This window comes from Pseudomonas sp. TH49 (assembly GCF_016650625.1).
Lineage (GTDB): Bacteria > Pseudomonadota > Gammaproteobacteria > Pseudomonadales > Pseudomonadaceae > Aquipseudomonas > Aquipseudomonas fluorescens_H.
Map to the genome: position 1 here is coordinate 767,501 of NZ_JAEKFL010000001.1, position 14,027 is coordinate 781,527.

Genomic DNA, 14,027 nt, shown 5'->3' on the forward strand with positions numbered 1-14,027 from the left:
TTCGCCACTGGTGTTCCTTCCTATATCTACGCATTTCACCGCTACACAGGAAATTCCACCACCCTCTACCATACTCTAGCTTGCCAGTTTTGGATGCAGTTCCCAGGTTGAGCCCGGGGATTTCACATCCAACTTAACAAACCACCTACGCGCGCTTTACGCCCAGTAATTCCGATTAACGCTTGCACCCTCTGTATTACCGCGGCTGCTGGCACAGAGTTAGCCGGTGCTTATTCTGTCGGTAACGTCAAAACAGCAAAGTATTAATTTACTGCCCTTCCTCCCAACTTAAAGTGCTTTACAATCCGAAGACCTTCTTCACACACGCGGCATGGCTGGATCAGGCTTTCGCCCATTGTCCAATATTCCCCACTGCTGCCTCCCGTAGGAGTCTGGACCGTGTCTCAGTTCCAGTGTGACTGATCATCCTCTCAGACCAGTTACGGATCGTCGCCTTGGTGAGCCATTACCTCACCAACTAGCTAATCCGACCTAGGCTCATCTGATAGCGCAAGGCCCGAAGGTCCCCTGCTTTCTCCCGTAGGACGTATGCGGTATTAGCGTTCCTTTCGAAACGTTGTCCCCCACTACCAGGCAGATTCCTAGGCATTACTCACCCGTCCGCCGCTGAATCCAGGAGCAAGCTCCTTTCATCCGCTCGACTTGCATGTGTTAGGCCTGCCGCCAGCGTTCAATCTGAGCCATGATCAAACTCTTCAGTTCAAACATCTTTGGGTTTTTAAGAAACCCTAAACTTGGCTCAGCAATCGTTGGTTACATCTTTGATTTCTCGCGGAGTAACTTGTGATGCTGATAATCTTGTTGACTATCAGTCTGACTCCACAAGCACCCACACGAATTGCTTGATTCAGTTGTTAAAGAGCGATTGGTTAAGATCTTTCGTCTCAACCGAGGCGCGCATTCTACAGCAGCCTCATTTGCTGTCAAGTGATTATTTTCAGAAGTTTTCGAAGATTTCTTCAACAACTTCAACCACTTGCGCTTCCGATCTCTCGTTAGCGGGAGGCGAATTCTACAGCGTTACACGCTGCTGTCAACACCTCTTTTTCTCCGCTTTCGACCGAGAAGATCGAACCGTCAAAAGAGCCAAACATCACCGCTCTTTCAACTCTTTCCAGGCTTCGATGAACTGAAGCAAGCCGCTGTCGAAAACTGCGTAACTCATTGAATCCCAAGGAGTTTTCCGTTTCGACTGCGCCGGAAGTGGGGCGAATTATAGACCTCCAGAATCTGCCGTCAACAGCTTTTTTCACATTTCTGTCATATCGGTCAAAAAGCCCCGAAAACACGAAGGCCGACCTCTAGAGGTCGGCCTTCGTCGTGCCTTCTACTTACAAGCTAGGGAACGCGAATTGCGAAGCTTCATGGCTCGCACGTTGCGGCCAGCGCTGAGTGATGGCCTTGCGACGCGTGTAAAAGCGCACACCGTCCGGGCCATAGGCATGCAGGTCGCCGAACAGCGAACGCTTCCAGCCGCCGAAGCTGTGGTAGGCAACCGGTACCGGCAGCGGTACGTTAACGCCGACCATGCCGACTTCGATCTCGTCGCAGAACAGACGCGCTGCTTCACCGTCACGGGTAAAGATGCAGGTGCCGTTGCCGTATTCGTGATCGTTGATCAGCTTCATCGCCTCTTCCAGGCTGTTGACCCGGACCACGCACAACACCGGCCCGAAGATCTCTTCCTTATAGATGCGCATTTCAGGGGTGACGTTGTCGAACAGGCAGCCGCCGAGGAAGAAGCCCTCTTCATGACCCGGAATGCTCAAGCCACGACCATCGACCACCAGGGTTGCGCCCGCTGCCACGCCGTCATCGACATAACCGCTGACCTTGTCCCGCGCCTGACCGGTTACCAGTGGGCCCATGTCCAGACCGCACGAAGTGCCGGCACCGATTTTCAGCGCCTTGATCTGAGGGACCAGTTTCGCCACCAGCGCATCCGCCACCTGATCACCGACACACACCGCGACCGAAATCGCCATGCAGCGCTCACCGCAAGAACCATACGCTGCGCCCATCAGCGCGCTGACCGCATTGTCCAGATCCGCATCCGGCATCAGTACCGCATGGTTCTTCGCCCCGCCCAGTGCCTGAACGCGTTTGCCGCGCTTGGTGCCTTCGGCGTAGATGTACTCGGCAATCGGCGTCGAGCCGACGAAGCTCAATGCTTTGACTTCCGGCGCTTCGATCAGCGCGTCCACTGCAGTCTTGTCGCCATGCACCACGCTCAGCACGCCTTTGGGCAGACCGGCCTCAATCAGCAATTGAGCAATCAGCAGCGTCGAGCTTGGGTCACGCTCGGACGGCTTGAGGATGAAGCAGTTCCCGCAGACGATCGCCAGCGGGTACATCCACAGTGGCACCATCGCCGGGAAGTTGAACGGCGTGATACCGGCAACCACGCCCAGTGGCTGGAAGTCCGACCAGGCGTCGATGTTCGGGCCGACGTTGCGGCTGTACTCGCCCTTGAGAATTTCCGGGGCGGCGCAGGCGAACTCGACGTTCTCGATACCGCGCTTCAGTTCACCGGCAGCGTCTTCGAGGGTCTTGCCGTGTTCTTCGCTGATCAATTGCGAGATGCGCGCTTCGTTCTGCTCCAGCAGTTGCTTGAAACGGAACATCACTTGAGCACGTTTGGCCGGAGGGGTGTTGCGCCATGCCGGGAACGCAGCTTTGGCGGCGTCGATTGCATGTTGAATGGTTTCGCGGGTGGCCAGCGGCAGCTTGTGGATCGCCTGACCGGTGGACGGGTTGAACACATCAACCGCGCGACCGTTCTCGGTCACCAGTTCGCCATTGATCAAATGCGGGATAACGCTCATCGAAAACTCCTGAATTCTTGTGTACAGACGCCCGCATGGGGCGCCTGTTATTCGCAGGTATATATAGAGGGAAAAATCAGTCGAGCTTGTTCAGCACTTCGCCAACCGCGTCGAACAGACGATCGAGGTCTTGCGGCTTGCTGTTGAAGGTTGGGCCGAACTGCAGGGTGTCGCCGCCGAAGCGCACATAGAACCCGGCTTTCCACAGGGCCATGCCGGCTTCGAATGGACGCACGATGGCGTCGCCGTCACGGGCCGCGATCTGGATGGCACCGGCCAGGCCGTAGTTACGGATGTCGATGACGTTTTTCGAACCTTTCAGGCCGTGCAGCGCGTTTTCGAAATGCGGGGCAACCTCGGCCACGCTCTGTACCAGGTTTTCCTTTTGCAGCAGGTCGAGTGCCGCCAGGCCAGCGGCGCACGCCACCGGGTGGGCCGAGTAGGTGTAGCCGTGGGGGAATTCCACCGCGTATTCCGGAGTCGGCTGATTCATGAAGGTCTGGTAGATCTCGGAGCTGGCAATCACCGCGCCCATCGGAATCGCGCCGTTGGTCACTTGCTTGGCGATGCACATCAGATCCGGGGTCACGCCAAAGCTTTCGGCGCCGAACATCGAACCGGTGCGGCCGAAGCCGGTAATCACTTCGTCGAATACCAGCAGGATGTTGTGCTGATCACAGATCTCACGCAGGCGCTTCAGGTAACCCTGAGGCGGAACCAGCACACCAGCGGAACCGGCCATCGGCTCAACGAAAACCGCCGCGATGTTCGACGCGTCGTGCAGTTCGATCAACTTCAGCAGTTCATCGGCGAGGGCGATACCGCCCTGCTCCGGCATGCCACGGGAGAATGCGTTGCTGGCCAGCAGCGTGTGCGGCAGGTGATCGACGTCCATCATCGCCTGACCGAACAGCTTGCGGTTGCCGTTGACGCCGCCGAGGCTTGTGCCGGCGATGTTCACGCCGTGATAGCCACGGGCACGGCCGATCATTTTGGTCTTGGTCGACTGACCTTTCAGGCGCCAGTAGGCACGGACCATTTTCACCGCAGTGTCGGCACATTCGGAGCCGGAGTCGGTGAAGAACACATGGTTCAGATTGCCCGGAGTCAGGTCAGTGATTTTCTCGGCCAACTGGAACGACAACGGGTGGCCGTACTGGAAGCCTGGCGAGTAATCGAGGGTGCCCAGTTGCTTGGATACCGCTTCCTGGATTTCCTTGCGGGTGTGCCCGGCGCCGCAGGTCCACAGACCGGACAGCGAATCGTAGATCTTGCGGCCCTTGTCATCGAACAGCCAGCTGCCCTCGGCACCGACGATCAGACGCGGATCGCGCTGGAAGTTGCGGTTGGCGGTGTACGGCATCCAGTGCGCGTCCAGCTTCAGTTGGCTGGCCAGTGGCGACGGCGCGTTTTCAGGCATGTTCATCGGGCAAAACCTCGCAGGGCATAAGCATCAGGGAGATAAAAAGCGTTGTTGCAGCTAAATTGCCACGCGGATAAAGTCGGTGAAATCCAACTTTTCTAACCTTCAGTTAGAAGCCTGCTAAACAATGAGAACAACAGCATGAGCAGTCGCCGCCCCGATCCGCTGGCCCAGGTCAGTGACTTTGATATACGTCTGCTGCGAATTTTTCGTAGCGTGGTGGAATGCGGCGGCTTCTCGGCGGCGGAAACCGTGCTCGGCATCGGTCGCTCGGCAATCAGCCAGCAAATGAGCGATCTCGAACAGCGCCTCGGCCTGCGCTTGTGTCAGCGCGGCCGCGCCGGGTTTTCGCTGACTGAAGAGGGCCGCGAGGTTTACCAATCGGCGCTGCAACTATTGAGTGCGCTGGAAAGTTTCCGCACCGAGGTCAACGGCCTGCACCAGCACCTGCGTGGCGAACTGATCATCGGCCTGACCGACAACCTCGTCACCCTGCCCCACATGCGCATCACCCATGCCCTCGCCCAGCTGAAGGAGCGCGGGCCGGACGTGCAGATCCAGATCCGCATGATCGCGCCCAATGAAGTCGAACAAGGCGTACTCGACGGTCGCCTGCATGTCGGCGTGGTGCCACAGGCCAGCGCACTGTCGGGGCTGGAGTATCAGCCGTTGTACAGCGAACGCTCGCTGCTTTATTGCGCGGTCGGCCACCCGCTGTTCTATGTCGATGACAAGCAACTGGATGACGAACGTCTTAATAGTCAGGACGCAATTGCGCCGACGTTTCGTTTGCCGGCGGAGATTCAGGCGCATTATCAGGCGCTCAATTGCACCGCCAGTGCGTCCGACCGTGAGGGCATGGCGTTTTTGATTCTGACTGGGCGTTACATCGGTTATCTGCCGGATCACTACGCCAGCCTGTGGGTGCAGCAAGGGCGCTTGCGTGCGCTGAAATCGACGACGCGGTTCTACGACCTGAGCCTCGCATCGGTCACGCGCAAGGGGCGGCGCCCTCATTTGGTGCTGGAAAGCTTTCTGGAGAGCCTGGCGGCGACACGTTGAGATTCAGCAGAAGCCCAGCCACGCTGGGCCTGAGCAAGAGAAACAAACAATAACCTGAGCAAGTGGACAGCTTTTTGCAAAGCAGGATCAACCTCGATCCTTCAACAAGAAGCCCAAACCCATGCAGCCAGATTCCGCCCCCTCCAGCGACCTGATCTACGGCCTCGACGATCGTCCCAAACCACCCGCCGCGATCCTCGCCGCCCTGCAACACGTGCTCGCCAGTTTCGTCGGCATCATCACCCCGCCGTTGGTAATCGGCTCGGCCCTCGGCCTGACCGCGCATCTGCCGTACCTGATCAGCATGGCGCTGATGGTGTCCGGGGTCGGTACCTTTATTCAAGCGCGGCGGCCATTCGGCATCGGCGCCGGGATGATCTGCTTGCAGGGCACCAGTTTTGCCTTTCTCGGCGCGGTGCTGTCGGCCGGGTTTCTGGTCAAGCAGCGTGGCGGCAGCCCGGAAGACATTCTGGCGATGATCTTCGGCGTGTGTTTTTTCGGTGCCGTGGTGCAGATCATTCTCAGCCGTTTCATCGGTCAGTTGCGCCGGGTCGTCACGCCGCTGGTGACCGGAATTGTCATCACCCTGATCGGCATCAGTCTGATCAAGGTCGGCATCACCGATCTGGGCGGTGGTTTCAATGCGCCGGACTTCGGCGCGCCGGGCAATCTGGCGCTGGGTGTGTTCGTGTTGCTGACGATCATCCTGCTCAATCGCTCGAACACGCCGTGGGTGCGGCTGTCGGCAATCATCATCGGATTGCTGCTCGGCAGTCTGGCCGCGTGGTTCAGTGGCAAACTGGTTCCGCAGGCATTGCCTGACTTGCCCCTGGTCAGTCTTCCCACACCGTTCAAGTTCGGTTTCAGCTTTGACTGGACGGCTTTCCTGCCGGTCGCACTGATTTATCTGATCAGCACCATCGAAACCGTCGGCGACCTCACGGCCAACTGCATGCTCGCCCGCCAGCCGATCAGCGGCCCCTCTTATATAAGCCGACTGCGCGGCGGCGTGCTCGGTGACGGCGTGAGCTGCATGATCGCCGCCACCTTCAGCGCTTTCCCCAACACCACGTTTGCGCAGAACAACGGCGTGATCCAGTTGACCGGCGTCGCCAGCCGCTATGTCGGGCTGTACATCGGCGCGATTCTGTTTTGTCTTGGCCTGTTCCCCATGATCGGCGCGGTGCTGCAGCAGATCCCGAAACCGGTGCTCGGCGGCGCCACCCTGGTGATGTTCGGCAGCGTAGCGGCGGCTGGGGTGCGGATTCTCGCGCAGTCGCCGCTGGACCGACGCAGCATGCTGATCATTGCCACCTCACTCGGCGTCGGCCTGGGTATTGCCGCGCAACCGAACCTGCTGCACCTGTTGCCGAAACTGGTGCAAAACCTGTTCGATTCGGCGATCACCAGCGGCGGCCTGACCGCGATCCTCCTGTGTCTGTTGCTGCCGGAGGCGAAAACCACCAGCGTCGAATCCGCCGCGCCGCTGAACAAGATCGAACAGGCGTAACGGTTTTATTGCATCAGGACTTGTCGGATGCCTGTGGGTGCGTTATCAACGCAACTGGTTGCACCCACAGACAAACCGGAAGTGCCTATGACCTTTGAAGTCCCCGCTCATGGCGGCAAACCCGCCAGCCGCATTCGTCAGAAGAACGAAGAGACCATCCTCAAAGCCGCCGAAGACGAGTTCGCCCGTCACGGTTTCAAAGGCACCAGCATGAACACCATTGCGCAGAATGCCGGGTTGCCCAAGGCGAACCTGCATTACTACTTCACCAACAAGTTGGGGTTGTACGTGGCAGTGCTGAGCAACATCATCGAACTGTGGGACAGCACCTTCAACACCCTGACGGCCGAGGACGATCCGGCCGAAGCGCTGACCCGCTACATTCGCGCCAAGATGGAATTCTCCCGCCGCCAACCGCAAGCCTCGCGGATCTTCGCGATGGAAGTGATCAGTGGCGGCGAATGCCTGACCGAGTATTTCAACCAGGATTACCGCGCCTGGTTCCAGGGCCGCGCGGCCGTGTTCCAGGCGTGGATCGATGCGGGCAAGATGGACCCGGTGGATCCGGTGCACCTGATCTTCCTGCTGTGGGGCAGCACCCAGCATTACGCCGACTTCGCCACGCAGATCTGCCGCGTCAGCGGTCGCAGCAAGCTGACCAGGCAGGACATGGAAGACGCCGGCAACAACCTGATCCGCATCATTCTCAAAGGCTGCGGCCTCACCCCGACTATTTAAGACGTTTATGCCTTTCACCCTCAGCGGTTTTTGCGAGTACCGCGAAGAGATTCGCAAGAGCCGCTTCATCACCTTCGCGGCGCCGATCGGCAGCCCCGCCGACGCGCAGGCGTTCTTCGAACAACACAGCGACTTGAACGCCTCGCATAACTGCTGGGCGTGGAAGCTCGGTGCGCAATACCGCAGCAACGACGATGGCGAACCCGGCGGCACCGCCGGGCGACCGATTCTGGCGGCCATCGAAGCGCAGGATTGCGATCAGGTCGCAGTGCTGGTGATCCGCTGGTATGGCGGCATCCAACTGGGCACTGGCGGTTTGGCCCGGGCCTATGGCGGCGGCGCGAACAAGTGCCTGCAAGCGGCGGCGAAAGTCGAGTTGATCAGCCGTGTGCCGCTCAGTTGCGCCTGCGGCTTTGCCGAATTGGCATTGGTGAAGCTGCGGGTGGCGGATCTGGGTGGGTTAATCGTCGAAGAAAACTTCACCGCCAATGGCGTGGAGTTGCAGTTGGCGCTGGGCGAGGCGCAGATCGAGTTGCTGCAAACGCAACTGGCGGATTTGAGCCGTGGGCGGATAGTGCTGCAGCGTTAGAAGGCTGCGATCTTTTAGGGCATCGACGGATTCCTTTACTCCAATAACTTGCCCACATCTGCTGTGCACCCGACTGTGGATAACCTGAGTACATTCCGCTGTAACCCTTCTGTCACGTGGCTTTGCGGGATTTGTTCACTTTTCGCGCAATTCACATGAAGAAAGTTTAATTACGCGTAAAAACAATCAGTTAGAGCTGTTTATCGCTATTGGGAGATAGCACTCCCGCGCTTATGCCAAGGTTTTCTGATTGCGCACAAATACTGTGGAGCAACCTGTGGATAACCCGTTCATGACTCGCGCAGTCGCAGGTTCTGCATAGCTCCCGACAGTTTGCTCGTTTTTTAACCAAATATCCGCGAGCAAAACTGGAGCCTGATCAACACCTTTGCTCCCAATTGGTGCCGAAGAATTCACCGACTTTCCGCCGAGGCCCTACTCCAGCCGTTCGCACTCAAGGGATGCGGAGGTTCCTGACTCAATGGCCAGGAAATTGCTTTATCCACAGGCACAACTCCAAGTCAGTCGAGCCTGTCATGCCAAGCCCAGATTCAACGCCGCGCTTGCAACTGCGCCAGATCAGCAAACGCTACCCCGGTTGCCTGGCCAATGACGCCATCGACCTGTGCATCGCGCCCGGGGAAATCCACGCGCTGCTCGGTGAGAACGGCGCGGGCAAAAGTACCTTGATGAAGATCATCTACGGCGTGACCCAGGCCGATACGGGGGAAATGCTCTGGCAGGGTCAGCGAGTAAATATTCGCAACCCGGCGCAGGCCCGACAGTTGGGGGTCGGCATGGTGTTCCAGCATTTCTCGCTGTTCGAAACCCTCAGCGTCGCGCAGAACATTGCTCTGGCAATGGGCGCCAAGGCCGGCACGCCGAAACAGCTTGAGTCGAAGATTCGCGAAGTGTCGCGCCGCTACGGCATGGCGCTGGAGCCGGAGCGACTTGTCCACAGCCTGTCGATCGGCGAACGGCAACGGGTGGAGATCATTCGTTGCCTGATGCAGGACATTCGCCTGCTGATCCTCGACGAGCCGACCTCAGTGCTGACGCCGCAAGAGGCCGACGAACTGTTCATCACCCTGCGCCGCCTCGCCGCCGAGGGCTGCAGCATTCTGTTTATCAGCCACAAACTCGCGGAAGTGCGCGCCCTGTGCCATAGCGCCACGGTTCTACGCGGCGGGCGCGTCGCCGGGCATTGTGTGCCGGCCGAATGCTCGGATCAGCAGTTGGCGCAGATGATGGTTGGCGCAGCGGCGGCATTGATCGGCGAGTACCCGAAGGTCAGCGGCGGCGCGGACTTTCTGCGGGTCAACGGTTTGCGCTGGCACAACCCCGATCCCTTCGGCTGCTCGTTGAGCGACATCAACCTGCAAGTACGCAGCGGCGAAATCGTCGGTATCGCCGGGGTCGCGGGCAACGGACAGGATGAGTTGCTGGCGCTGCTCAGCGGTGAACAAACCCTGCCCCGCGACAGCGCGACAACCATTTGTTTCGCCGGGCAAGCGGTCGCCGATTTGCGCCCGGATGCGCGGCGCCAACTCGGTCTGGCGTTCGTCCCGGCAGAACGCCTGGGCCACGGCGCGGTGCCGGAACTGAGCCTCGCCGACAACGCCTTGCTCACGGCCTTTCAACAGGGGCTGGTGCGCAGCGGCTTGATCGAGCGCGGTAAAGTCGAAGCCCTCGCACAGCAGATCATTCAGCGTTTCGGGGTGAAAACCCCAGGCACGCACGCTGCCGCACGCAGCCTGTCCGGTGGCAATCTGCAGAAATTCATTCTTGGCCGGGAAATCCTTCAGCAACCGAAACTGCTGATCGCCGCGCACCCGACCTGGGGCGTGGACGTCGGCGCAGCGGCGACTATCCATCGCGCACTGATTGCCCTGCGCGATGCCGGCGCGGCGATCCTGGTGATCTCTGAAGACCTCGACGAACTGTTCCAGATCAGCGACCGCCTCGGCGCGCTGTGCGCGGGGCGTCTGTCGCCGCTGCAGAACACCACCGACACCCTGCTGAGCGATGTCGGCGGCTGGATGGCCGGGCACATCAACCACGCGCATTCATCGGCCACGGCCTGACGGAGTTTTCCCAACATGCTGCTTTCCCTCGAACCCCGTGGCCAACAATCGCGCCTGATGTTGTGGTGCTCGCCGCTGCTGGCGGCGCTGCTGACCCTCGGCTGCGGCTCGCTGCTGTTCATCGCCCTGGGGCATGACCCGCTGCAAACTTTGCATACGCTGTTGATCGCACCGGTCATCGATCTGTATGGCGTCTCCGAACTGCTGGTCAAGGCGCTGCCGATTCTGCTTTGCGCACTCGGTCTGGCGGTGGCTTATCAAGCGCGGATCTGGAACATCGGCGCCGAAGGCCAATTGCTCCTCGGCGCACTCGCCGGCAGCGCCTTGGCGGTGAACATCATCGACCTGCAAAGCCGCTGGGCACTGGTGCTGATCCTGCTCACCGGCACTGTCGCCGGCGCCGCTTGGGCCGGGCTGACGGCATGGCTGCGCACGCGCTTCAACGCCAACGAAATCCTCACCAGCATCATGCTCAATTACATTGCGCTGAACCTGTTGCTGTTCTGCGTGCACGGGCCGCTGAAGGATCCGGCCGGCTACAACTTTCCCGAGTCGGCGATGTTCGGCGACGCCAGTCGCCTGCCGCTGCTGATGGAGGATGGCCGGGTGCATGCCGGGGTGTATTTCGCCCTGCTCGCGCTGGTTGCAGTGTGGGTGTTGTTGCAGAAAAGCTTTGTCGGTTTCCAGATCAAGGTGCTCGGTCTGGACAAGCGTGCGGCGGGGTTTGTCGGTTTTCGCGAGAAACGTCTGATCTGGCTCGCGCTGTTGATCAGCGGTGGTTTGGCCGGGCTGGCCGGGGTCTGCGAAGTCACCGGGCCGATCGGGCAATTGGTGCCGCAAGTCTCGCCGGGGTACGGCTATGCGGCGATCACCGTAGCGTTTCTCGGCCGGCTGAATCCGATTGGCATTCTGTTCTCGAGCCTGCTGATGGCGCTGCTGTACATCGGCGGTGAGAGCGCGCAGATGACCCTGAATCTGCCGCAAGCGATCACCCAACTATTCCAGGGAATGATGCTGTTTTTCCTGCTGGCCTGCGACGTGCTGATTCTCTATCGGCCACGCCTGAAACTGCGCTGGGCACGGCGCGCGTCGACCACCGCCGTAACCGCCGGAGCGCTGTGATGGATATCGATCTGCTGAGCAATATTTTCTACGCCATGGTGCGCTGCGGCACGCCGCTGTTGTTGGTGGCGCTGGGTGAGTTGATCTGCGAGAAGAGCGGCGTGCTCAACCTCGGGCAGGAAGGGATGATGCTGTTTGGCGCGGTGATCGGTTTTATCGTCGCCCTCAACAGCGGCAACCTGTGGCTCGGCGTGTTGCTGGCGATGCTCGCGGGGATGCTCTTGTCATCGCTGTTTGCCCTGGTCGCGCTGGTGTTCAACGCCAATCAGGTGGCGACCGGGCTCGCGCTGACGATCTTCGGTGTGGGCCTGTCGACCTTTGTCGGCGCGGCGTGGGTCGGCAAGCCGCTGGCCGGATTCGAGCCGTTGGCGATTCCGTACTTGAGCGAAATTCCGCTGATCGGCCGGATGCTGTTTGCCCAGGATCTGCTGGTGTATCTGTCGTTCGCGCTGTTTGCGCTGGTGGCGTGGGTGATCATCAAGAGTCGTGTCGGCTTGATCGTTCAGGCCGTTGGCGAGAACCCTGACGCGGCCAGTGCCATGGGCTTGCCGGTGCTGACCGTGCGCACACTGGCGGTACTGTTTGGCGGAGCGATGGCCGGGTTGGCGGGGGCGTATCTGTCGCTGGCGTACACGCCGATGTGGGCGGAAAACATGACCGCCGGGCGCGGCTGGATTGCGCTGGCGCTGGTGGTGTTTGCCAGTTGGCGGGTGTGGCGCTTGTTGCTCGGGGCGTACCTGTTCGGCCTCGCCAGCATCCTGCACCTGGTGGCGCAGGGGTTGGGTCTGGCGATTCCGTCGAGTCTGCTGGCGATGCTGCCGTATGTGGCGACGATTTTGGTGTTGGTGCTGTTGTCGCGGGATGCGGTGCGGACTCGGTTGTATGCGCCGGTTTCGCTAGGGCAGCCGTGGCAGGCCGGGCATTAATGGTTGTTTACAAGGGCCTCTTCGCGAGCAAGCCCGCTCCCACAGGTTCTGCGGCGATCACACAGTTCGCGAACGACACTAACCCTGTGGGAGCGGGCTTGCTCGCGAAGGCGTCCGAACGGGCAACACCTGAGCCACGCCCCACGCCAGTTCAAAAGCCAAAAAAACCACCAGCAACGAGCTGGCGCCATGGGCCAAGGCATACCCCTGCCAAGCCGCAAACAGCAACCGCGCCACCGCGTCATAGCGCCCATAAAGCGCCTGCGGATCACGAATCCGCAGCACCGCCCACACGCACACCACCGAACCCAACAGATTCGCCATCAACATATGCGCCGGCGCGAACGCCGGCAGTTCACCGGGCAAATCCAGCGCCTGACTCAGCGCCGTCAACGCCCCATGTAACGCGGCAAAACTCCACGGCGTGGCAAACGCGGCCGTGACGATCAGGTCATACCAGGCGCTGCCGCGCACCACATTCCGATACTGGGTCGAAGTCCACATCGTCCTTGCTCCAAAATTTGAGGAGCAACCACGGTAAAGCCTGGAGTATGCTCCAGGGTCAATACCTCTTTTGAGACCCCGCATGCGCATCGGTGAATTAGCCCAGGCCAGCGCCGTCAGCCGCGATACCTTGCGCTTCTACGAGCAGCGCGGGCTGATCGCGGCGCAACGCAGTGCCAACGGTTACCGCGACTACCCGCCGGAAATGCTGCAACTGGTGCTCTACATCAAAACCGCGCAGCGCCTGGGTTTTACCCTTGGCGAAATCGGCAACAGCGTCGCCGCGTTGTGGAACGCGCCCGACCCGGAAAACGCCGTGGCGCAACTGCTGCGCGACAAACTGCAATTGATCGAAACCCGCATGAGCGAACTCGATGTGTTGCGACGAGAGTTGCAACAACGGCTCGGTCAGGCGTGTCCATTGAATCCATGAACCGTAACTTTCAAGGAATCCCGTCATGTCCCAGGCAAAAAACGCACTGATCATCGGCGCCTCCCGTGGCTTGGGCCTCGGGCTGGTGAAAACCCTGCTGGCCGACGGCTGGCAAGTGACCGCCACCGTGCGCAATCCGCAAAAGGCAGAGGCGCTGCAAGCGCTGGGTAACGTGCGGATCGAGAAACTCGACATGGACGACCAGCAAGCAGTGATCGCCCTGAGCCAACAGCTCAAGGGCGAAACCTTCGACCTGCTGTTCGTCAACGCCGGGGTCAAAGGTCCGGAGGTGCAAACCCCGGGCGGCGCGACACTGGCCGAAGTTGGCCAGCTGTTTTTCACCAACGCCGTGGCGCCGATCAACCTCGCGCAGCGCTTCGTCGGACAGATCCGCGACGGCAGCGGCGTGCTGGCGTTCATGAGTTCCGGCCTGGGCAGCGTCACCGTACCGGACGCGCCGGAGCTGGCGCTGTACAAGGCGAGCAAGGCCGCGCTGAATTCGATGACCAACAGTTTCGTCACCCAGTTGGGCGAACAGAAGCTCACCGTGCTGTCGCTGCATCCGGGCTGGGTGAAGACGGACATGGGCGGCGAAGGCGCTGACCTGGATGTGGAGACCAGCACTCGCGGGCTGATTGATCAGGTGAATGCGTATACCGGCAAGGGCGGCCATCACTTCATCAACTACAAGGGTGAAACCATTCCCTGGTAAGCACCACAGATCTTCCCTGTAGGAGTGAGCCTGCTCGCGATCGCAGTGTGTCCGTCACCGATGATATTGAATGAAAGA

Annotated in this window: 12 protein-coding genes and 1 rRNA gene (1 of these 13 cut by a window edge); 9 read left to right on the forward strand and 4 right to left on the reverse strand. The window is 60.0% G+C overall.

The window, feature by feature from the left end; all coding sequences use genetic code 11:
* The 3 genes from JFU48_RS03620 to JFU48_RS03630 form a co-directional block, all read right to left on the reverse strand.
* Nucleotides 1-723: ribosomal RNA gene (locus JFU48_RS03620) — 16S ribosomal RNA — on the reverse strand (it extends 814 nt beyond the left edge of the window).
* A 629-nt stretch (nucleotides 724-1,352) separates the two neighbouring features.
* The gene (locus JFU48_RS03625; RefSeq protein WP_003221397.1) at nucleotides 1,353-2,846 is read right to left on the reverse strand and encodes a CoA-acylating methylmalonate-semialdehyde dehydrogenase; all 1,494 of its coding nucleotides are present in this window, start codon (nucleotides 2,844-2,846) and stop codon (nucleotides 1,353-1,355) included.
* 76 nt (nucleotides 2,847-2,922) lie between these two features.
* Complete coding sequence (locus JFU48_RS03630) at nucleotides 2,923-4,272, reverse strand: aspartate aminotransferase family protein (RefSeq protein ID WP_003221395.1); 1,350 nt, start codon at nucleotides 4,270-4,272, stop codon at nucleotides 2,923-2,925.
* A 138-nt stretch (nucleotides 4,273-4,410) separates the two neighbouring features.
* Between JFU48_RS03630 and JFU48_RS03635 the strand changes: the two genes are divergently transcribed.
* The 7 genes from JFU48_RS03635 to JFU48_RS03665 all read left to right on the forward strand — a co-directional run bounded on the left by JFU48_RS03635 (nucleotide 4,411) and on the right by JFU48_RS03665 (nucleotide 12,300).
* Nucleotides 4,411-5,331, forward strand: coding sequence for a LysR family transcriptional regulator (locus tag JFU48_RS03635; RefSeq protein WP_007968115.1), 921 nt, complete (start codon nucleotides 4,411-4,413; stop codon nucleotides 5,329-5,331).
* 121 nt (nucleotides 5,332-5,452) lie between these two features.
* A complete protein-coding gene (locus tag JFU48_RS03640; RefSeq protein WP_201135867.1) occupies nucleotides 5,453-6,841 on the forward strand; it encodes a uracil-xanthine permease family protein in 1,389 nt (462 codons plus the stop codon).
* Between the two features lie 87 nt (nucleotides 6,842-6,928).
* Entirely contained in the window at nucleotides 6,929-7,579 is a 651-nt protein-coding gene (locus JFU48_RS03645; protein WP_201135868.1) for a TetR/AcrR family transcriptional regulator, read from the forward strand.
* Nucleotides 7,580-7,586: 7 nt separating this feature from the next.
* On the forward strand, nucleotides 7,587-8,168 hold the full coding sequence (locus JFU48_RS03650) for an IMPACT family protein (protein WP_103484554.1): 582 nt from the start codon (nucleotides 7,587-7,589) through the stop codon (nucleotides 8,166-8,168).
* A 536-nt stretch (nucleotides 8,169-8,704) separates the two neighbouring features.
* A complete protein-coding gene (locus tag JFU48_RS03655) occupies nucleotides 8,705-10,252 on the forward strand; it encodes an ABC transporter ATP-binding protein (protein ID WP_201135869.1) in 1,548 nt (515 codons plus the stop codon).
* A gap of 15 nt (nucleotides 10,253-10,267) precedes the next feature.
* The gene (locus tag JFU48_RS03660) at nucleotides 10,268-11,374 is read left to right on the forward strand and encodes an ABC transporter permease (protein ID WP_201135870.1); all 1,107 of its coding nucleotides are present in this window, start codon (nucleotides 10,268-10,270) and stop codon (nucleotides 11,372-11,374) included.
* Complete coding sequence (locus JFU48_RS03665) at nucleotides 11,374-12,300, forward strand: ABC transporter permease (protein WP_201135871.1); 927 nt, start codon at nucleotides 11,374-11,376, stop codon at nucleotides 12,298-12,300. The genes JFU48_RS03660 and JFU48_RS03665 overlap by 1 nt, the downstream gene beginning before the upstream one ends.
* A gap of 78 nt (nucleotides 12,301-12,378) precedes the next feature.
* Here the strand turns inward: JFU48_RS03665 and JFU48_RS03670 are convergent, their stop codons facing one another.
* Nucleotides 12,379-12,804, reverse strand: a complete 426-nt coding sequence (locus JFU48_RS03670; RefSeq protein ID WP_201135872.1) for a hypothetical protein — start codon at nucleotides 12,802-12,804, stop codon at nucleotides 12,379-12,381.
* Between the two features lie 82 nt (nucleotides 12,805-12,886).
* Between JFU48_RS03670 and JFU48_RS03675 the strand changes: the two genes are divergently transcribed.
* On the forward strand, nucleotides 12,887-13,237 hold the full coding sequence (locus JFU48_RS03675; RefSeq protein WP_103484559.1) for a MerR family transcriptional regulator: 351 nt from the start codon (nucleotides 12,887-12,889) through the stop codon (nucleotides 13,235-13,237).
* Nucleotides 13,238-13,262: 25 nt separating this feature from the next.
* Entirely contained in the window at nucleotides 13,263-13,949 is a 687-nt protein-coding gene (locus JFU48_RS03680; protein WP_003221379.1) for an SDR family oxidoreductase, read from the forward strand.
* Nucleotides 13,950-14,027: the final 78 nt, after the last annotated feature.